Here is a 19,236-nt window from a genome sequence, read left to right as displayed (position 1 = left end):
TCGCTGCTTCGCAAAAGTGGGTCACGCAAGGTGTTGCAGCCAGGTTTTTAGCGGAATCGGCATCGCTTTGAAGGCATGCTCGCAACCGAGGTAGCGATGGTATCGAATCTGCAAGTCGTAACAGTCGCCCTTAGTAAGCCACCTCGCAACCAACGTAGAAGCCGATCCCTGGCCGGTAAACGCCGTATCCGGAACGATAGTCGATGTGCTCGCGATAAAACTTATCGGTCAGATTCTCGACACCAGCGGTGAGGAGCCACTGATCGATTCGGCGATACGTTCGCAAGGTGTAGATCGTGAATCCGGGTGTTTCGATTTCTTCAAGCGTCGCAGCCACGCGATCTTGGTTGTCGACGATCCGTGCCATCAACTCGATGCCCCATCGCTTTTCTGGGGATGGGTCTTGCAACAAAATCCCCAGACGTGTTTCGAGGGGCGAAATGCCGGGAAGCGGCTCACTTTCGACGTCCAAATTGCCACTCCGATCAATGAATTCGCTGCGGCGGGCTGGATTCGTGCGGTGATGGTCGCGACCTTCGACATAGCTCATGATGCCAAACAAAGTGACGTAGTCGGACGCTGCGTATTGACCGTAGGTTTCAAATCCAGCAATCGTTGCAAGGTCGGTGTTGACCATCGAGGCTCCTTGCTGGAATCCATCGACTGTTCCCGCCGGATCAAACAGATCGTAAGTGATGTAGTCCTTGATCCACGAATAGTAACCGTGCAGTCCAAAACTGACATCTCGGTCCTCGAAACGGGTGCCAACATCCAGTTGAAACAAGCGCTCGGGATTCAGTTCGGGATCACCTTGCAAGAACGTTAGCCCTCGTTGTAAGGAACCAATGAAGGCGCTTTCCGAGTACATTTCCGTCAACGTCGGTTGACGCTGCGCCGTCCCCATCCCGGCATCGACCGTCCATCCTGGACGCAGCTTGTACTCACCCGTTAAGTAGGCGGCACCGAGCACAAAGTCTTGATCGAGTTCCGCATCATAGAGTTCGGACATCCCGACCGGTACACCGTCGACGTACTCAGTGGAATCGGTAAAGATCCCATCGAGTCGAGCCCCGGCTGTCACGGTCAAGCACTCGTTAATCTGTTCTACATCCTCGACAAACAACCCGATGTCGACGCTATGGCTACGTGGGATCGGAAAGTTGTTGTCGTCGGCGGGCGCGTTGGGTTCAATGTCATTGAGCTCTTGGTTCAAGACGATCATGTCGGTGCCAAACGTCAAATGCCCATTGCAGGTGAAGTAAGTGCTTTCCAAGCGGTAACCACCTGAAAGCGCATCACCGTCGGTAATCCCGTAGCCGTCAAACAGTGCCGGGTCACTCGGTTCGAGGGTTTCTTGAAGTGATGGGATCTGCCAATTTTTCCCCGCTCGAAGTGTGTCGCCCTCAAATCGAGTCCGGTTGTACCAGACTTCGGCAACGAACAGATCCGCGAAACCGGGTGCTTCGTTGGTGTAGGTGACCTCATAGCCATCGGTGACTAGGAAGTTCAAGTCGAATACCAATCCGGGGAACTCGACATCGGTTTGATCCAATCGCAGAAGATTGAATTCCAAGCGTTCGTTGCACGTCAAATCAACGCCGATTGCAGCAAAAATGTCTCGGGACTTGTAACTGGTGGGCAAGTAGAAATCGTCTTCGCCGGTTTCGTAATCATTGCCGGTTTGGTGTCCGTAGCTTACGTAATAACCGTAGTCTTGGCTGCCGCCCCAAGCCGATTGCCGACCGGCCCATTGTTGGCCATTGGTGTTGTAGGTCACGCTGGTCAAGCCGTGCAGCTCCGAGCCATTTTCGAACCGAGGTGATTTGATGAAGTCCATATCGACGAATCGAAACCCGGGGCCATAGCGTGCGGCATAGGGACCTTTGATGAGAATGACATCCTCGATCAGCCGTGAATCGAGTTTGTTCATCATCGTATCAAGGTCCATCCTCGCCGGTGCCCAATACGATCCCGACGCAAGGACTTGTCCAACTCGCTGACCGCGGACTCGCGTGTCGGTGATGATGGGAGTTCGATTTTGAACGGCGACGCCGTGGGCCGATTTCGACTGACGCAATAGGTCCCCGATGTCTCGTGTCTTTCGTCCGACCGCTTCGGCGGCGAAAACCGCGTCGGCAGCAGGTGAGGTTGCTAGGCCTCGACGTGCGGCCGGAAGATCTTCGATCTGGTCGACGTCCCCGAAGAGTTTGTTGATTCGTTCATCAAACGCTAAGGGAGAGGGGGCGTTGGGTGCTTGTTCGGCGGTCCCCCTGCCCTGCCCTGCCCCGCGATCTGCAGCCGCGTCTTCCATCCCAGGATTTATTGGGGCGACCGGCGTTTGTAGCTGGATGCCAAGACCGATCTGCGCGCAACAGGTTGGCGGTGAAAGCAGGCGACTTCCGACAAGCAGCGTGAGCAATGCAAGGGTCAATCGCAATTCGGGACAGAGACTTGCCCGATCGCATTCCATCTTGAATCCTTTCTTAATTGGCTGACGGCATCATGCCCATTTCAACTCACGCTCGTATCCACATCGACCCGCCCGCTGTCATCATTTAGACTCGGATGCAGCACTGGCCATCCGTCAATGAAAAAGGAAAATCGCGGGAAAGTGGAGCCGAGCTCGGTCCCCAATTCCACTCAAGCATCGGGTGGGGTCTCGGTGGCAGTGCTTGTTTGTGCACCTTCCGCCCTGTTTTCAAGCAGCCGGCGCTGCGCGTCACTCAACTTGAGCGAGCCCGCCAATTCGCTGATTTGGTCCCAATCACGTTGGTCCTGAGCGCTCAACTGGTCATGGTCCCTCAGGATCTGATACGCCAAGGTGGCCTCTTCAAGGTGTTGCAGGGCTTCGCTGGGAACCGTATTCCATTGCAGCTTGGCCATTGCGATGTGCGTCTGTGCTAGACGTCCGAGCAGTTCTGCGGTTGCTTGCTGTTGTAGCATCGACTGATAGGTTTTCAGTGAGCCTTGAAGCAGACGCTCCGCTTCTTGCTGTTGTTTCGGTTCGCCGTCAAGCAGCAAGCGTCCGAGGTTCCCTTCGGCCGTCGCCAAGTTGGTTCGGAAAAAGGAATCACTATCGGTCAATTGCCATGCAGCTTCAAGTTCGAGGATGGCTTGGCGATAATCGGCACATGCTTGTTCCTTTCGTTCCAATCGGATCCATGTTGCGGCGCGTCGAAGGCGACTATGAGCAAGGAATTGAAGATCGTCGACTCTCCCGGCATGGGTTTCCTGCCAATCTTGGATGTCCTCAATCAAGACGGTCCATGCTGCGCTGGCCAGCGTGTCAAGAAGTTGTTGTTCCAGCACGGAGGCGCACTCCGTTTGTGCAGTACGCGATAGCTGTTGGTCGCTCGGTCGGCCGCGCCGATTTGCCAACCAACGCGACCAATACACGGCTGTGTTAAGTGATTTGATGTTCGCGTTTTCTGGGGTTCTTCGATGGATCGCCAGTTCCAACCGCGCTGCTGCCGAGGCGACTTTGCAGATGAAGTCCGATTTGATTGCGTCTTGCTGATGTTCGGCGGTCCTCAACCGATGGTGCAACCATTCGCGACAAGCTTCCCATTCACCGATGCATACGTTTCCACTGGCCAAGGAGGTTTGTCCGATCACGGCATTGATTTGATCCAAACGGATTTTCTCCGTCAAAGAGGGTGCGAATGCCGCGGAGAACGCAACGCTGCGAAGGGCTGTACGGGAAGACTCTGTTTTCGCCAAATTATGAAGTAACTTAGCAGCCTGTGTGTAGTGGGACTGCGAAGCTGCCGAATGATCGGTCAGTCGATACAAGTCTCCGAGTCGCAAATGGCACTTCGCTCTTTCATGGATGGCGATCGTCGTCGTCAAATGATCGCGAGCGGATCCATGGCGATCGCTTGAGTTGTTGCCTGTGAACGTCACGGGTGATGCAATCAGTCGTTCATATTGCTCTGCTGCTTGGTTGAGGAGTTGCTGTCTCAGCGGTTGCATTCCGGGATAGAACTCAAGCGAACCACTCAGGTCAATCAGCCATGCATCGGTAGCGTCACGAGCTTCCATCAACCGGTCGACCGCAACTCGATGCGCGGATTGCGCTTCCAGTCTCGCTGTCCGCTCTGACAGATGGGCACGGTGAACGATGAGCCCGAACAAGGTGGATAGGATGAGCAGTGCGAAGACGGAGATTGAAATCGACGCCGCAAGCGAACGGTTCCGACGACACCAACGCGCGGTCCGGTCGATCAGCGATTCACAATGCACCGACACTCGGTCGCCAGCGAGGAATCTGCGAACATCTTCAGCAAGGCTTTCCGCGGATGCGTAGCGAGCGTTTGGCGACGCCGCCATCGCCGTGTCAACGATGGCCGCTAAGGGTTTGGGTGTTGCGGGTTGACACGTTCGAATCGGAGCGTATTGTTCGCTTTGAACTCGGTTTAGCACTTCGTTGACGCTGAGCCCAGCATGGGGATGCCGACCGGCGATGATTTCATAGAGCATGACGCCGAGCGAATAGATGTCCGAATGCTTACCAAGTCTTGCGAGATCTCCTCGAGCTTGTTCGGGTGACATGTACGCCGGAGTGCCGACGATGGTTCCGTCGGTTTCGGTGATCGATGTTCTTTGTCCATCCGTGTTGACTTGTTGAGCAAGTCCCCAATCGAGAACGATGGTTTCACCATACGCGCCCACCATTACGTTCGCTGGTTTCAAATCGCGATGAAGGATGCCGCGAGTATGAGCGTAGGCAACCGCGTTGCAAATATCGACATAACGATCCAGCAACGGCGCGATGACGTCTTGCAGTTCCGAGCATCGCAGCGGTTTCGACCGATCCGTCGTCGCAGCGTGTCGTTGCCGAATTTGCTGACGCAACGTTCCGCCTTCGAGCAACTTCATCACATAGTAGGCGTTGCCATCGCCGTCGCTGCCGAGTTCGTGAACGGGGACGATTCCCGGATGCTGCAATTGGCTCGTGATTTTCGCTTCGTGAAGAAATCGATCCGTTACGAGAGGCGAATTGGCATTGGTCGCAACGATTTTCTTAACCGCAACTTCACGGTCCAGTTGGCGGTCCACGGCCCGGTCGACGATGCCCCATCCGCCGCGTCCCAGTTCGCCGACACGGGCATAGCGATCTGCGTGCCCGGCGGCGATTGCGAACACGCCCGCTTCGCTGGCGTGGCTGAGGGCGGACGCGTTTGAAGGATCGACTTTGGCAGGGCCGATGGTTGCAGCGTCAAGTTTATCGGCCTTCCCTTGAGCCTTTTTCGAGCGCCGCGACGATCGACGGGGTCGGTTCGATTTTGACTCGGTCGGAGGTGTTTCCACCGAATCACGGTCACGGGATGCCCCCCCCAAGGTAGGCGTCGGCTCGGAAGACTCTGGGTGCGGCATGGAACAGTCGTAACGGTGATGGCAATTTGGAGGCGTCTCTCGACGCAGTTCAGCGTCAGGACGGATCTCAAGGTTGCCAAAACGTAGCTTAAAATTGCCGGCATCATTCAAGGAAACTCCATCTTCGTTGGAGTTCACGCTTTCGATGGGCAGCGAATCTTTCATTCCACCGTGTGGACAATCAGCATGTTGTGCGCTTTCTTGATCACTCCAGTGCCGGTCACCAAGACGACTTGATCCTCCGCCTTCAAATTCATGTTTGCCCGCCCCCATTGGCAAATTTCATCAATGAACTTTGTCGTATGCTCAAACTGATCGGATCGGATCGGCTTGATGCCCCACAACAGATTCATGCGACGTAGTGTCGCCGAGGAATCGCTGACTCCCAAGGTCGGCACGCGACTGCGGCTTTGGCTCTTGACCCATGCGGTGTCGCCACTTTTGGTCACGATCACGATCAGCTTCGCATCGATGGACTCGGCGATATTGGTCGCCGCATCGGTGACGGCCGTGGTGATGGCATGAACACGTGTGTTGGGATGGTGGCATGGGGTAGGATGCTTCAGCATTTCCCGCTCGGTGCAGATCATGATTCGATTCATCATTTCAACCGATTGCACCGGATAATGCCCAATGGCCGTTTCACCGCTCAGCATGCAAGCATCGGCACCGTCGAGTATTGCGTTGGCTACGTCACTTGCCTCCGCTCGCGTGGGCCGACTGCTGTCGTGCATCGACTCGAGCATTTGAGTGGCCACGATCACCGGTTTCATTTTTTGCTTGCAAACCGAAATGATTCGTTTCTGGGCGACGGGGGTTTCTGCCACATCGATTTCGACGCCCAAATCACCTCGGGCGACCATGATGCCATCGGACACGTCGACGATCGCATCAAGGTGCTCGAGCGCTTCGGGTTTTTCGATCTTGGCAATCACCAACGCCTGCGATTCGTAACTGACCAACAGATTTTTCAGGCTCTGAACATCTTCCGGTTTTCGCACAAACGACAAACTGATGAAATCGATTCCGTTTTGAGCTCCCCAGATGGCGTTGTCCACATCGGTTTTGCGCATGGCGGAAACAGACAACCTGACTCCTGGTAAGTTGATGCCTTGTCGGCTGCGCACCGTACCGCTGGCGGTCACGCAGCAATCCGCTCGATAGTGAGTCACGTTTTCGACCTTCATCGATACCATGCCGTCGGCTAACATCACACGGTCGCCGACACTCAGCTCGTCAACCAGTTTGGCGTAGGTGCTGGTGAGTTCGTGATCCGTCGTGGAGGCATCACCTCGGATGAAGGAGAACGTCTCGCCGATGTCACAGGTCAAGGGATCCGTGATCAGTTGTCCGAGTCGGATTTTCGGGCCTGCCAGATCAAGCAGGATGGCTGGGTCGAAACCGGTTTGCTTGCCCGCTGCGCGGATGTTGGCAACGACCGTTTCATGCTGGAGGCGGTCGCCATGAGCGGTGTTGATGCGAAAGACATCCACTCCGGCTTCGATCAATTCGGCCAGTTTCTCGGTGCTGCTACATGCAGGACCGACCGTGGCGACGATTTTTGTGGACGCTTCCGCGATTCGAGGGCGTGACATTACGAGCATTTCCTTGAAGAGATTTTATGCCGGAAGAGGCAAGTCCGCCCAATTTACTTAGGGATGCCAATCAAAAGTAGTCCAAATGCTATTGAAGCCGATCGACGGGTCTCTTTACTCTTCGTGAGATGCGAACCAAACCGAACAATCTCGATGATTCAAAGATTTCAGGGGGAAACGGGATGCAGGCGGAGCCTTCGACTCGATTGCGAACAGATAACGCTAGCCAGACCGGCGACCAAGTGCTTGGTCAATACATCCCGCTGCTCTATCACTACAACATGCTCCAAGACGAGGAGCGTGTCGGTGCTTTCAAGGCGGCGATCGACTTGCTTGTCCGTCCTGGAATGCATGTCGTCGAACTTGGCGGAGGCACGGGAATTCTGTCCTCTTTCGCGGCGCGTCGCGGTGCACACGTCACCTGCGTCGAACGCAATTCGGAACTCGTCGATTGTTCCCGCCGTCTCCTTGATCAAAATGGCTTGCAGGAAGCAAGTCACGGTGATCTGCGCCGACGCAACCGAATTCGTTCCCGATCATCCCGTGGATGTGGTGGTCTGTGAGATGTTGCACGTTGGCTTGTTGCGGGAAAAGCAGGCACAAGTGATCGCAGCCTTCAAACGCCGTTACCGGCAAACGCATGGCACCAAGTTGCCCGTCTTCATTCCCGAAGCGTCGATTTTGATGGCCCAACCCATTTATCAATCCTTCGATTTTTCAGGCTACCATGCGCCGCTGCCCCTGTTCCAGACGCCCTCATTGGATCAGCCTCGGACGACGCAGTTTGCGGCCCTGACGCCCTACGCAACCATCCACTACAACGAGCCGATTCCGATGCAGTACAATGTCGATGAACCGATCACGGTGACTCGATCTGGCACCATCAACGCCATTCGTTTCGTGACGCAGAATGTTTTAGCGATCAACATACAATGCAAGCAAGCGATCACGTGGCCGAACCAGTGTCTGGTGTTGCCGATTGCGTCGCCGTTTGATGCCGCTGCCAATGATCGCATTCGAGTCAAGTTTGAGTATTACGCCGGCGGCAGCATCGAGCAATTGGCCGCGACGCTGCGGATGTGCCGCTCTCGAGTATTTTTGTAAAGGATGTGGGAGCTGATCGGAAAAGGGTTCAGGCTGTCCCAAGCTCGACCGTATCCATCACCTGATAGCTTGGCCCTCGCTTCTCGAGGAAGCTGGCGATTAACTCGACGGCGTCGACTTCCATTTGGCCGAGCTTCTGTTCGGCATACTGGCTCATCTTCGCGACCACCTCATTGCTGGCCCGCCGGGATCCGCCTTTGGTTCGGCCCAGGGTCAGATGAGGTCGGTAGTCACGCGGTTCTGGCTTGAACCGCAATTCGGCCAACTTCTTTTCCAACTTGGCAACGATGTCACAAAGTGCCCCGGTGGGGTCGGTCACATGGACGCAAAGCACTCGTGGTCGATCAAGACTTGGCAGTCCGCCCACGCCAGCAAAATCTAACTCAAACGGCTCGTAACTTGACGTCACCGAGCGAATCACGTCACAGACGGCCGGGATTTCGGTGTTATCCACTTCCCCAAGAAATTTCAACGTCAAATGCAGGTTGTCGGTTGGCACCCAGCGGATACCATCATTGGGCTCGGACAATTTTTCAACCAACCGAGCTGCATTGGCTGCGACTTGAAGAGAGAGTGGGACGGCGATGAAAGAACGTATGGTTTGCATTCGTCTAAATGTACTCAAATTTGGCAAACGGTCGAGTGACGTGGTGTTTTGTGGAGAGCATTGAAGGCAAATCCATGAGGATCGATTTTAAACCGCCACCGTTTGTTCCACATCGTCTTTACCGAGGTGGGCACCTGCAAACGCTTGCGGCGGTGGTTTCGGACCGTGCACCCGTGTTGATGGGGCGGCAGCATGTCGTGGAACTACCCGATGGTGATGCTGTGGTCTTGCATGAGAATGGTCCCCCTGGCTGGGTGGACGGTGATCCGGCGATGTTGTTGGTCCATGGTTTGTGTGGATGCCATGCCGCACCCTACATGATTCGGTTGGCGTCTCAGTTTTCTGCAAAAGGCTTTCGTGTCTTTCGTCTTGATATGCGCGGATGCGGTGCTGCGTTCGACCTTTCCATGCAACTCACCCACGCCGGTCGGGGCGGTGATTTGGTTTGCGCCCTGGACCGAATTGCCGAGCTTGCTCCCGGCAGTCCGCTGGGCGTGATTGCGGTTTCCCTCGGTGGCAATCAACTCCTTCGCTCGCTTGGACGGATTGGCAAGGGCATCGATTCGCGTCCCGACTGGTTTGATCGACTGGTTCGAGTCGCCGCGGTATCGCCCCCCATCGATCTGCTTCGCTGCAGCGAGAATATGCAACGGCGGATCATGTGGCCCTACAACTACTACTTCGTTCGACAATTGTTGTCTCGGGTTCCACCGCGTGTAAGACAGCGTCCCGATTTTCAGCAACAAATTCTTAAGCGGCGACCGCGCTCCCTGCGCGAGCTTGATGATCAATTGACCGCTCCGCTCAGTGGGTTTGCAACGGCACTTGACTACTACCGTGAATCGAGCGCAGCCGTCCATGCCGAATCCAATCCCGTCCCCACGTTGATCCTCGCGGCCGCCGACGATCCCGTCGTTCCAATTGATTGCTTCGAAGCCTCGGTTCGAAGTTGGCCTGTAACAACAAGGGTTTGTATCTCCGAGCAGGGAGGCCACGTTGGATTCATCGACCGCAACCGAGACTGCTGGATGGACCGCGTGCTCGCCGATTGGTTCGGTTTGCCATCGCCTACTTTTTGATCCACGCGGGTGGCGGTTCGATGTCGTCGGCGCACGGGGTTCCTTGATCCTTACGGCCGCTGCCTTCGAATCGGCTGATCAGTTCCACCGTCATGTCTTCTTCACAGACGATTTGGCAGCTCAAGCGGACGCCGGCTTCGTCAACGCTTTTGGCCTTCAAGGTCTCTTTCTCCGCTTCGGTGATGCTTTCCGGTTCCCCTTCGATGAACCGGACTCGGCAGGTTGTGCAACGGGATTTTCCGCCACAAGCATGCAACTGGTCGGTTCCCGCGTCTTCAACAAGGGCCTTGACCAGTCTTTTTCCCGCAGCAATATCAAACTCGCCAACACCTTGAATCGTCAACTTTGGCATCAATAGCTCCCGAAGGATCATTAAAAGGAGAAGAAAACACTCACACCACGATTCTGCCTACTCTAGCAGCAAAAAGAAATAGGCAAAGACACCATGGATTCTAAACACAGGGCGGTTAGAATGTCGCGTTGGCGCGGAACCGGGGACCTGAGCAGGAATGGCTTTGGGGTTCTCGATCGATGGGTTCGGAAACAGTGGAAGACAAATGATGGATTTGATGTCCGACGATGCAATCGCAGCGTTCGGTCTGCTGGTCGCCGAAGCGGTGGAACGTTTGGTCGACGAGCATGACGAATCGTTCGACAAGCGGGCCGCGATGTTGACGATTGATTCGCCGACACTCAGTCGCGAAGGAAAGCTGCTGCGGTTTCAGTTCAAATTGAAGGGCAATCGCCAATCGACGGTTGTGGCGGGCATCGACATCGCCGCCGAAGAGTCGGAGGAGGACGACGACATTGATTACTCACCCGATACGGTTTCGCTGAAGGCGACGCCGGCGTGCGGCTGCCCTCAGTTTAGAACGTACAATCAATGTGCCCACACGCTGTCCATTGCTTGGTGGCTGCAGGAACAACTCGGTCGCCGTAGCATCAGCGATATCCTGGATTTCTTTGGGGATTTAGAGGTCGATAGCGTCAGCGCCGGTCGGCAATTGGTTGATAACATTCTCAAATTGGCCGACGAGTCGCGGCAACTTGCGACGAGTCAAGACGAGGTAACGCGGGTTCAGTGGCGGATTGGCTTCTCGCGTTCCCGTTACTATGCGCCGATCTCGATCACGCCCTACGAACAAAAGCCTCGCAAGAACAAAAAGGGGTGGACCAAGGGTAAGGAGGTGCGTGGTTTCGAACTGTTGAAACGCGATTTCTCGACTTTTCCGATCGATGGGAAAGTCGCCGCCTTGGTAGCGTCACGAACCTACAGTTTTGACGAAGATCATTACTCCGAGTTTCAAGCGTTACAAAAATTGGTGGGCCATCCCAACGTCGCGTGGGCGGATGGCGAACCGAAGCCCGTGAATGTCTTTTCAGCGGAACTGAGTTTGTCACTGGATCCGGTCGAACGACATTTGGACGAAGAGGAAGCACCGGAGCCAGGAGACCATGCGGCTTCGGCCACTCATTTTCGTCCGGTTGTTCACGTATCGGGCTTCGATTTGGACGTGCGCAAGTGCGAAGTGATTCTTGGTCACAGCAGTCCCGTGGAGCCGTTGGTGATCCTTGCGGACAAAAAACGACACCTGCTGATCATTTGTTCGCTGCGAGATTCGAGAGCGACACGAATTGTTCAGTTTCTGCTCCGCAGCGATATGGAAGAAGTCGTTTTGGATGCGGAATCGGCCGGTCGATTAGCCGTGGGGTGTGCGGCGGTTGATTCGCTGGTTCGCGTGGACTTGCCTGCACAACTCGCCGGTCCGATTGAACCGATCCAAGGCGAGTTGGTTTTCGAACTTCGTCCGCGGCCGGGTGCCGGGATGTACATTTCGCTGGCCGTTCATGACGACCGTTTTCGTGAAGTTCACGTTCCAGGGTCGCCGCCTGCGATTGTGCCCTGCTTGACCGAACGGGGGCCTGTCCGGCTCGAGCGCGATCTGGTTCAGGAAAAGCAAGCTGTGGATGAAGTCGTTGAAAGATTTGGACTTGCAGAGCTTGGCAGTGAAGGAGCCTATCGCTGGGTCGTCGAGACGGATGAAACGGCCCTGGATGTGCTGGGGCGTTTGTATGAAGGGGGTGAGAACACGCCTCGAATGATCTGGCCCGAAGGACAATCGATTCGCGTCCGAGGTGAATTGACGCCATCCGCATTGCGTGTCCAAATCGATGACAAACGGGATTGGTTTGGATTGACCGGGTCGATCACCCTTGATGGGCAGGACATTCCTTTGGCGGATCTGCTGTCGGCGGTGCGAGAGAATCGATCGCTCGTTCGCGTTGGCGACCGAGAGTTTGCGAAGATCAGTGAAGCATTCCGTAAACGACTTCAGCAACTCGGTGATACGGTGGTCAGCGATCGTGACACCATGAAGATCCCCGACGCGGCCGTGCCAGCATTGCAAGAGTTGCTCGGTGACGATGTGCCGATCGAAGCGACGGCGCGGTGGCACGAATCGATCAAGCGACTGGAATCATTGGCAGGCTGGTCGCCAGAAAAACCGGCTGGGCTTGATGCGACGCTGCGTGACTATCAATTGGATGGATACCGTTGGCTGGCAAGACTCAGCAAATGGGGTGTCGGTGCGGTCTTGGCGGATGACATGGGCTTGGGAAAGACGGTGCAAGCGTTAGGCGTGTTGCTTGATCGCGCTTCCGACGGTCCCGCTTTGGTGGTTGCACCTACGAGCGTCGGAGACAATTGGATGCGGGAAACCGAACGGTTTGCTCCCTCGTTGACGTCGTATTTGTACCGCGACTCGGATCGCCAAAAGTTGATCGATTCAGTAGGTCCCGGCGACCTGGTGATTGTCAGTTACCAATTGGTCCAGCGGGATGCGAAGAAATTTGCGACGCGAGATTGGAACACGTTGGTGCTTGACGAAGCTCAGTTTATCAAGAACTCGCAAACGAAGACGTCGCGTGCGATCCGGCAGATCAATGCTGATTGGCGGATTGGATTATCCGGTACGCCGCTCGAGAATCACCTCGGGGAATTGTGGAGTCTATTCCGTACACTCAGTCCAGGGCTGCTTGGATCGTGGGACCGATTCCGCAATCGTTTTGCGGATCCGATCGAACGACACAAAGATAGCGACCAACGTGAATCCTTAGCTCGTTTGGTCCGTCCGTTTATTTTACGCCGCACGAAAGATAAGGTGTTGAAGGAGTTGCCGGCGCGAACCGAGATTACGTTGCATGCGGAGCTTAGCCCTGCCGAACGGAAGCGCTACGAAGACGTTCGCATCGCCGCGATTGCAGAGTTAAGTGGTGAGGGAGTCGACGATTCACAAGCGGGCCAGCAACGCATTCGCACCTTGGCATGGCTCACGCGACTGCGCCAATTGGCTTGCCATCCGCGTTTGGTCGATCCCGGTTGGAAAAAACGATCCGCCAAGTTGGACCTGCTTCTCGAACTCGTAGAGGAATTGCGAGAGGGTGAACATCGCGCGCTAGTCTTTAGCCAGTTCGTGAAGCACCTCAGTGTGGTTCGCCAATCGCTCGACGAACGTGGGATTCAATACCAGTATCTCGATGGGTCAACGCCCGCCGCCGAGCGGCAACGCCGCGTGGATGCATTCCAAGAGGGTGAAGGAGAGTTGTTCCTGATCTCGCTCAAGGCGGGCGGGACCGGCTTGAATCTGACCGCAGCGGATTACGTGATCCACCTCGATCCTTGGTGGAATCCAGCTGTCGAAGATCAAGCGACGGACCGGGCACATCGGATCGGTCAGCAAAAACCGGTGACGGTGTATCGTTTGGTCGCAGAAGGGACCATCGAAGAGCAGATTTTGCAATTGCACGCCGACAAACGCGAGCTGGTTGCAGGCGTGCTCGATGGTACCGATCGGGCCGCGAAGATGAACACCGATGATCTGATTCAATTGATTCGTGAAGGGGTACAGTCTTAACAGAGTGTCCCGTCTCGCTCCCCCCTCCCAAACAATAGTGAAAAGAACGGATGCGCAGCATCGGTGTCACTGACGGGGTTCGCTTTATTCGTCTGCGATCGCGCCCAGCGGTGACAACCTAGTCCTCAATCAAGCGACTGCCTAATTTAGAAAAATGAGAAAAACTCGAAAACCCTCAGCGTTTTGCGGGTGTATTGGAGGTTACGAAGACTTCAATCCACTTACTCAACGGAGGGTTTCGAGTGTGCAACTTGACAAGGGATATCCCGGTCGACGGTGCGCCAAGGGTGCTACCGGTTCCCGGCGGACGACCGACCGTCGGGGACTCTTTTCTAAGAGATCATTGGACACCGGAGCCATACCTCCAAAAAACCTTGAGTCTGGGTTCCGCGCGCTTCGGTCGGATGAGCCGGTTTTTTGACCGAGGAGTCCGAGAGCCACCTCACCCATGAACCGCACCTCCGTGCAACAGGCTTTCCCATGTTCGCAGCACCAGCGCGAACCGCAAGGCAGCAATCATTCGCAGCGGTTTGTCGAAAGTCCAGAGCGAAATCTCGTCACCTACCCCGCAGATGTATTAGACACCACCCGAGATGCGCGGTACAACGAGCCCAGAGGGAGAGGTAAATCCTGTATGTCTTTTTCAATCAAAACTTAAAAACCGGACGACCTCTTTTTGGGGGAGAAGGGTTGGGGATGAGGGGGTGTGCGCTGGAGTTTAGCCTTCAGGCGACTGCGGGTTGCGCTCGTGCGGCTAAAGCCTGAACTCCAACCTCTCTCCCCGCGAGCACGCGTGGAGAGGGGAGCCCGTTTCGTCTCGGGTTGTCATGGGGACGCATTCAATACCACTTCATTAGCTCCACAGCACTTGGTCACCCTCGCTTGCTGTCGCGAGACGGTTCTCTTTTGCCATTTCGTGACCAAAGGTCAAAAAATACCGCCGTTGCCCCACGGGTGACGAGACACACCGTATCATAGTGCTTATAATTCAAATCCCCGAATAGGGCGATTTCCTATTCTTCCCACCTTCGTTACCTCTCTAGGAGTTTTCCTCATGCAGAACAACGCTTCTCGCCGTACGTTTTTAAAACAATCGACTGCTGTGGCAGCCGGTGCCGCCATCGCCACCAACGTCGCCCGTACCGCGCATGCGGCTGGCAGCGATGAGATCAAGTTTGTATTGGTAGGTTGTGGTGGGCGTGGCAATGGTGCCGCCGATCAGATCATGAACACCAAGGGCAACACCAAGTTGGTTGCCGTCGCAGACGCTTTCCAGAACAAAGCAGATTACGCCGTCTCGCAGTTGGGAAAGAAGCACAAAGAAAAGGTTGCCGTAGATCCGGACAAGATCTTCACGGGGCTCGATGCTTACAAGAATGCGATTGATGTGGAATGCGACTTGGTCGTGATCGCAACGCCTCCTGGATTCAAACCGCAGCAATTCGAGTATGCGGTCAATAAAGGCAAGCACATCTTCATGGAAAAACCGGTTGCTTCGGATGCTCCTGGAGTACGTCGCGTGTTGGCATCGGTCGAAGAGTCGAAGAAGAAGGACTTGATGGTCGGAATCGGACTACAACGTCGCCACGAACCTCGTTATGTCGAGACGATCAAACGGATTCACGACGGTGCAATCGGTGATGTGATTGCCACCCGAGTCTACTGGAATGGGGGTGGCATTTGGTATCGCAACCGCAATGCGGACCAAACTGAAATGGCATTCCAAACCAACAACTGGTATCACTTCAATTGGTTGTCCGGCGACCAGATCTGCGAGCAGCACATCCATAACTTGGACGTGGGTTGCTGGGTCAAGGGTGCCTATCCGGTCAAGTGCAACGGCATGGGCGGTCGAGATCAGCGTGAGAACGGCGATCCAACGAAGTCTCAGATTTTCGACCACACGTTCTGCGAATACACGTTCGAAGACGGCAGCAAGATGTTCAGCCAAGGCCGGCACTTGAAGGGGGCTTGGAATCAGGTGTCCGAGTTCGCTCATGGATCGAAGGGGACATCCGATCCATCGGGTTGGATTGAAGGAGCGAATCCGTACAAGTTCACGGGCAACAGCCCCGGTGGTCACCAACAAGAACAGCATGATTTGATCGAAGCGTTGATGCGTGGTGACATCTACAACGAAGGCGAGTATGGCGCGAAGTCGACCTTCACTGCGATTCTTGGTCGGGAAGCCTGCTACTCGGCGAAAGAAGTCACCTGGGACGAGTTGCTAGCCAAGGGACGTGATCTGGCGCCTGGCATCGACGATTACACGATCGACTCGCCTGTGCCGCCATCGGCAAGGCCTGATGCAGACGGAAAGTACCCGATTCCGGTCCCCGGCGAGTACAACCCGTTCGTTTAGACCCTTGGGGCTTCTGCGTGCATGGAACGAGGCTGCTGCCGAAAATCTCGGTAGCAGCCTTTTTTTTGCCTCGCAAATGCTCAAACTCGTTTTGCAAGCTGGACCCAATCGCCGGCACCCTTTGAGTTGTTCCCTCAAGCCAGGGCAACGGGTGGTTTTCAGCCGCTGGGAAAACTGCTCTTCATTTTGATGCGACCTCTTGTCGATACTGACAGCATGGACTTGTCGGGCCGCGCCCGACTTGGTTCGGCCCGCACGTCTACTGACAACCAATACACTCCGAGCAGGAGGGTTCAAGGATGAAGTGGCGTTTATTGCTAGCCGTAGTTCTCGATTTGTCCATTCTGGACGTGGCGTCTTTTGCCCAAAGGCCGCCCGACGAAGAACGTCTTTCTTCCCTTCAAGGCCCGCCCCAGGACGATAAGCTGTTTTCCGAAGGAGGGGTTGTGCGGTTTCAACTGATCCAAGGACGATTAGGACTGGATGCGCCTCGCCACCGAAAAGGGGCGGAGGAGATCCGCTCGGAACACCACTTTGAAAGCATCTCGGTAACGGCGGAGCGTGGCGTGCCATCGCTACATTACATCTGCAAGCACTCGGATCAACAACTGACACTCAGTGTTGAGCATGCATCCCATGTTCGGATCGAGTCGTGGCGACCACGAACCGCTGAGCGAAGTCTGATCGATCAACCCGAGTTTGGCAGCATCGCTTGGACGATCGAGCGAGGCCAGATCGTGGAACATTATTCGGGGTCGACACTGTTGCATGTTCGGTTGCAGAACTCGGCCCTGTTCGACATGCACTATGGTGAGTTGATTGAGCGGGTCTTGTGCGGGTCATCGTTGGAGGAGATCAGCAATCAAGCTCAACAAACCGTGATGACACGGCTTGCCGACCGGTCGGTGCCGACGACTTTGGACATCGATCAGTGCGTCGCCGAGCTTCGTTCGCCCAGCCGAGCCAGCCGAATGCTGGCTCAGCAACAACTCTTGTCTTGGGGGACACCGGTGGTTCCCGTCCTGCAGCAATTGCTGTCGACCGATTTGGATCCCGAACAGGTGGCACGGATCAAAGCGACCCTTCGAGCACTTCGCCCCTTGGTCGAAGACACTCCCCGTTCGTTGGCCATGTTGTTGTTGAATGATCAACAATACTGGACGTTCATCACACCGCGGCTCGATTCGGAGGCGAGGCTCGCTGCGAATGAGCACCTGTCCCATGTCGGGCTGCCGACCTTAGAGCGCTCGAACCAACCTGCTGCGCGGGTTGCGAAACGAGAATAGTCCACCGACTCAGCGAACGTCCTCTTCTTGCATCGTGGCAAGTCGCAGATCGGAATTGGGGATCTCCTTGCCGCTAAGCAGAAACCGTAGTTTCATCTCCACGGTCGGTTCACCAAGCTGTTCAAGGCCGGGTGGGTTGCCCCAAAAGATCCGCCGATGGTCGGTGGTGGTCAATTCAAGTTTGGGCACTTCGTTGGGACGCGGTTCACCACGGATACCAATGCTGTGAATCTGAGCTTGTTGGCGGTATTTTGCCAGCACACCCGCCAGCTTTGCTGCAGCTTCGACTCGCGAATCGCCAAACAGGCCACCGATAAATCCCTTGGGGAAGACGTCGGGAACTTCGATCAGGATGTAGTCAAGTGTCTCGGCGCGAGCAAACTCGGTGTCGGGTAAAAGCACACCGTCGCCATCGACAGGAGAAAACAGAATTCGGGAATCATTGGGATCGGGATTCGTCACAAGCACCATCGCAACCGGTTCTCGGTATTCAAGATGGACATCCACCGCACCGCCAGGCAGTTTGCGGACGCTGATCACCCGACCGACCCACGGATTGGTTGCGAACGCCGATGCAATTTTTGCGGTGGCTTGAACATCGAGCAGTGAAAGCTGGTCGAGCGCGGTGTCGTGATAAACGGTGCCCGTGATATCGGTGCGGACATAGGGGGGCGGATCGGTGATGTGGATCTTTTCGAGTTGGACGCCGTAATACTGTTGGGCGATACGCTCGGCCCCCCAACGGTCCCACGCCAGATAGCCACCCAAGATTAGCAACACGGGCCAAATGAACGATAGCGCCGCCGGTGCAACAATCAAACGCCTCAGCAAGTCCCGTATGGGGCGAGGACGATCACGATCCGATACCATCGCCACGTTGGTTACCCTTCCAATCCATCGTCAAACCGTAGTGGCCGTCGCCTGAGTTCTGGTCGTCTTGCTCTCGGGCGAGACGCACTACGTTCCTTGGTTGTTCGCGGCCTTGATCGCCGCGATGTTTAGCGCTGCGAGTCTCTCTTACCAGATTTGCAGGTTCAACTGCAAGTCAATCCCCGTCTGCAGCGTGACTTGTTCGCGAACTCGTTCGATCAGCCGCAAACACTGGTCGCTCGTCGCGCCATCGTGGGCGATCAAATAGTGAGGATGGGCTGCATCAAGCGACACATCCCCCTCACGAACGCCTGCCAAACCGCAACTCTGCAGCAGATCTTTTGCTGGCATTCCATCGGGATCGACAAACGGCATCGCAATCCGTCGCTGCTCGCTCGGTCGAGACGAATTGCGGCTGATCCACAGCTTCTGCATCCGTTTCGTAAGCGCCGAGACATCACGGGCCTCTAAAACGAAGGTTGTTTCCAGCACACCGAGCCCCAGCAGCGATGTTTTTCGATGGGAGAAACCCGCTTCTTGCTGGCTGAGGGTCCGCGTGCAGCCGTCACTTTCGACGACGGTGATTGTATCGACGACCGATCCGATATCGCGGCCGCCGTTGGACGCGTTTCCCATCACGGCACCGCCGACGGTACCGGGGATTCCGACCAGATGTTCGAGTCCGCCAAGTCCTGCGCCGACCGATTTAATCACGGCGTGTGACAGCTTGGCCCCCGCACCCGCGGTCAATCGGTTCTCGTCAATCGACAATTCACTTGTCGCCGCGGCCGACAAGGAAATCACCAGCCCATCGAAGCCTGCCTCTCGAACCAGCACGTTGCTTCCGCCGCCGAGCACACGCACGGCCAAACCTGCCGAATGAGCCGCTTCGTAGATCCGTGCCAGTTCGACTCGATCGACCGGTTCAGCAAAGTAGCGAGCTGGCCCGCCGATACCAAGCCAAACCAGTGGCGCAAGCGGTTCGTCGGTTCGCACAAGATGGTCCAGGTCCGCGGGGAAACTCATGCTGGTCGATGCCTCTG

13 protein-coding genes are annotated in these 19,236 nt (G+C 55.7%); 6 read left to right on the top strand and 7 right to left on the bottom strand.

The window, feature by feature from the left end; genetic code table 11:
* Positions 1 to 130: 130 nt before the first annotated feature.
* From Poly41_RS01630 to pyk, 3 genes are all read right to left on the bottom strand, one after another.
* Complete coding sequence (locus tag Poly41_RS01630) at positions 131 to 2,470, bottom strand: TonB-dependent receptor (protein ID WP_231615325.1); 2,340 nt, start codon at positions 2,468 to 2,470, stop codon at positions 131 to 133.
* A 170-nt stretch (positions 2,471 to 2,640) separates the two neighbouring features.
* On the bottom strand, positions 2,641 to 5,514 hold the full coding sequence (locus tag Poly41_RS01625; protein ID WP_231615324.1) for a serine/threonine-protein kinase: 2,874 nt from the start codon (positions 5,512 to 5,514) through the stop codon (positions 2,641 to 2,643).
* A 23-nt stretch (positions 5,515 to 5,537) separates the two neighbouring features.
* Positions 5,538 to 6,971 carry a pyruvate kinase gene (pyk, locus tag Poly41_RS01620; protein ID WP_146524173.1) on the bottom strand — a complete coding sequence of 478 codons (1,434 nt, stop codon included), beginning with the start codon at positions 6,969 to 6,971 and terminating at the stop codon, positions 5,538 to 5,540.
* A gap of 128 nt (positions 6,972 to 7,099) precedes the next feature.
* Here pyk and Poly41_RS34730 point away from each other — a divergent pair, with 128 nt between their 5' ends.
* Complete coding sequence (locus tag Poly41_RS34730) at positions 7,100 to 7,534, top strand: SAM-dependent methyltransferase (protein ID WP_231615323.1); 435 nt, start codon at positions 7,100 to 7,102, stop codon at positions 7,532 to 7,534.
* Positions 7,473 to 8,075 (top strand): SAM-dependent methyltransferase, encoded by a 603-nt coding sequence (locus Poly41_RS01615; RefSeq protein ID WP_231615322.1) that lies wholly within the window; start codon positions 7,473 to 7,475, stop codon positions 8,073 to 8,075. Before Poly41_RS34730 ends, Poly41_RS01615 begins: the two co-directional genes overlap by 62 nt.
* A 28-nt stretch (positions 8,076 to 8,103) precedes the next feature.
* Here the strand turns inward: Poly41_RS01615 and thpR are convergent, their stop codons facing one another.
* Entirely contained in the window at positions 8,104 to 8,682 is a 579-nt protein-coding gene (thpR, locus tag Poly41_RS01610) for an RNA 2',3'-cyclic phosphodiesterase (RefSeq protein ID WP_146524172.1), read from the bottom strand.
* 74 nt (positions 8,683 to 8,756) lie between these two features.
* Between thpR and Poly41_RS01605 the strand changes: the two genes are divergently transcribed.
* The gene (locus Poly41_RS01605; RefSeq protein WP_197230993.1) at positions 8,757 to 9,761 is read left to right on the top strand and encodes a YheT family hydrolase; all 1,005 of its coding nucleotides are present in this window, start codon (positions 8,757 to 8,759) and stop codon (positions 9,759 to 9,761) included.
* Here Poly41_RS01605 and Poly41_RS01600 read toward each other — a convergent pair.
* Complete coding sequence (locus tag Poly41_RS01600) at positions 9,751 to 10,113, bottom strand: 2Fe-2S iron-sulfur cluster-binding protein (RefSeq protein ID WP_146524170.1); 363 nt, start codon at positions 10,111 to 10,113, stop codon at positions 9,751 to 9,753. The genes Poly41_RS01605 and Poly41_RS01600 overlap by 11 nt on opposite strands.
* Positions 10,114 to 10,330: 217 nt before the next feature.
* Here Poly41_RS01600 and Poly41_RS01595 point away from each other — a divergent pair, with 217 nt between their 5' ends.
* From Poly41_RS01595 to Poly41_RS01585, 3 genes are all read left to right on the top strand, one after another.
* The gene (locus Poly41_RS01595; protein WP_231615321.1) at positions 10,331 to 13,675 is read left to right on the top strand and encodes a DEAD/DEAH box helicase; all 3,345 of its coding nucleotides are present in this window, start codon (positions 10,331 to 10,333) and stop codon (positions 13,673 to 13,675) included.
* A gap of 1,054 nt (positions 13,676 to 14,729) precedes the next feature.
* Entirely contained in the window at positions 14,730 to 16,037 is a 1,308-nt protein-coding gene (locus Poly41_RS01590) for a Gfo/Idh/MocA family protein (protein WP_146524169.1), read from the top strand.
* Between the two features lie 299 nt (positions 16,038 to 16,336).
* A complete protein-coding gene (locus Poly41_RS01585) occupies positions 16,337 to 17,323 on the top strand; it encodes a hypothetical protein (protein ID WP_146524168.1) in 987 nt (328 codons plus the stop codon).
* A 9-nt stretch (positions 17,324 to 17,332) separates the two neighbouring features.
* Here Poly41_RS01585 and Poly41_RS01580 read toward each other — a convergent pair whose 3' ends face one another.
* Both Poly41_RS01580 and Poly41_RS01575 read right to left on the bottom strand, forming a co-directional pair.
* Entirely contained in the window at positions 17,333 to 18,193 is an 861-nt protein-coding gene (locus tag Poly41_RS01580) for a cell division protein FtsQ/DivIB (protein ID WP_231615426.1), read from the bottom strand.
* A gap of 147 nt (positions 18,194 to 18,340) precedes the next feature.
* Positions 18,341 to 19,219, bottom strand: coding sequence for a UDP-N-acetylmuramate dehydrogenase (locus Poly41_RS01575; RefSeq protein WP_197230992.1), 879 nt, complete (start codon positions 19,217 to 19,219; stop codon positions 18,341 to 18,343).
* Positions 19,220 to 19,236 lie beyond the last annotated feature (17 nt).

This window comes from Novipirellula artificiosorum (assembly GCF_007860135.1).
GTDB classification, from domain to species: domain Bacteria; phylum Planctomycetota; class Planctomycetia; order Pirellulales; family Pirellulaceae; genus Novipirellula_A; species Novipirellula_A artificiosorum.
The sequence above is the reverse complement of the archived record's forward strand: the minus strand, read 5'-3'. Positions and strand labels throughout refer to the sequence as shown.

What these genes read in the sequence shown, in the direction of transcription:
- Poly41_RS01595 (WP_231615321.1), top strand. Translation starts at nt 10,331, where the DNA reads ATGTCCGACGATGCAATCGCAGCGTTCGGTCTGCTGGTCGCCGAAGCG.
- Poly41_RS01600 (WP_146524170.1), bottom strand. Translation starts at nt 10,113, where the DNA reads ATGCCAAAGTTGACGATTCAAGGTGTTGGCGAGTTTGATATTGCTGCG.
- pyk (WP_146524173.1), bottom strand. Translation starts at nt 6,971, where the DNA reads ATGTCACGCCCTCGAATCGCGGAAGCGTCCACAAAAATCGTCGCCACG.
- thpR (WP_146524172.1), bottom strand. Translation starts at nt 8,682, where the DNA reads ATGCAAACCATACGTTCTTTCATCGCCGTCCCACTCTCTCTTCAAGTC.
- Poly41_RS01630 (WP_231615325.1), bottom strand. Translation starts at nt 2,470, where the DNA reads ATGGAATGCGATCGGGCAAGTCTCTGTCCCGAATTGCGATTGACCCTT.
- Poly41_RS01575 (WP_197230992.1), bottom strand. Translation starts at nt 19,219, where the DNA reads ATGAGTTTCCCCGCGGACCTGGACCATCTTGTGCGAACCGACGAACCG.
- Poly41_RS01605 (WP_197230993.1), top strand. Translation starts at nt 8,757, where the DNA reads ATGAGGATCGATTTTAAACCGCCACCGTTTGTTCCACATCGTCTTTAC.
- Poly41_RS01585 (WP_146524168.1), top strand. Translation starts at nt 16,337, where the DNA reads ATGAAGTGGCGTTTATTGCTAGCCGTAGTTCTCGATTTGTCCATTCTG.
- Poly41_RS34730 (WP_231615323.1), top strand. Translation starts at nt 7,100, where the DNA reads ATGCGAACCAAACCGAACAATCTCGATGATTCAAAGATTTCAGGGGGA.
- Poly41_RS01580 (WP_231615426.1), bottom strand. Translation starts at nt 18,193, where the DNA reads ATGGTATCGGATCGTGATCGTCCTCGCCCCATACGGGACTTGCTGAGG.
- Poly41_RS01590 (WP_146524169.1), top strand. Translation starts at nt 14,730, where the DNA reads ATGCAGAACAACGCTTCTCGCCGTACGTTTTTAAAACAATCGACTGCT.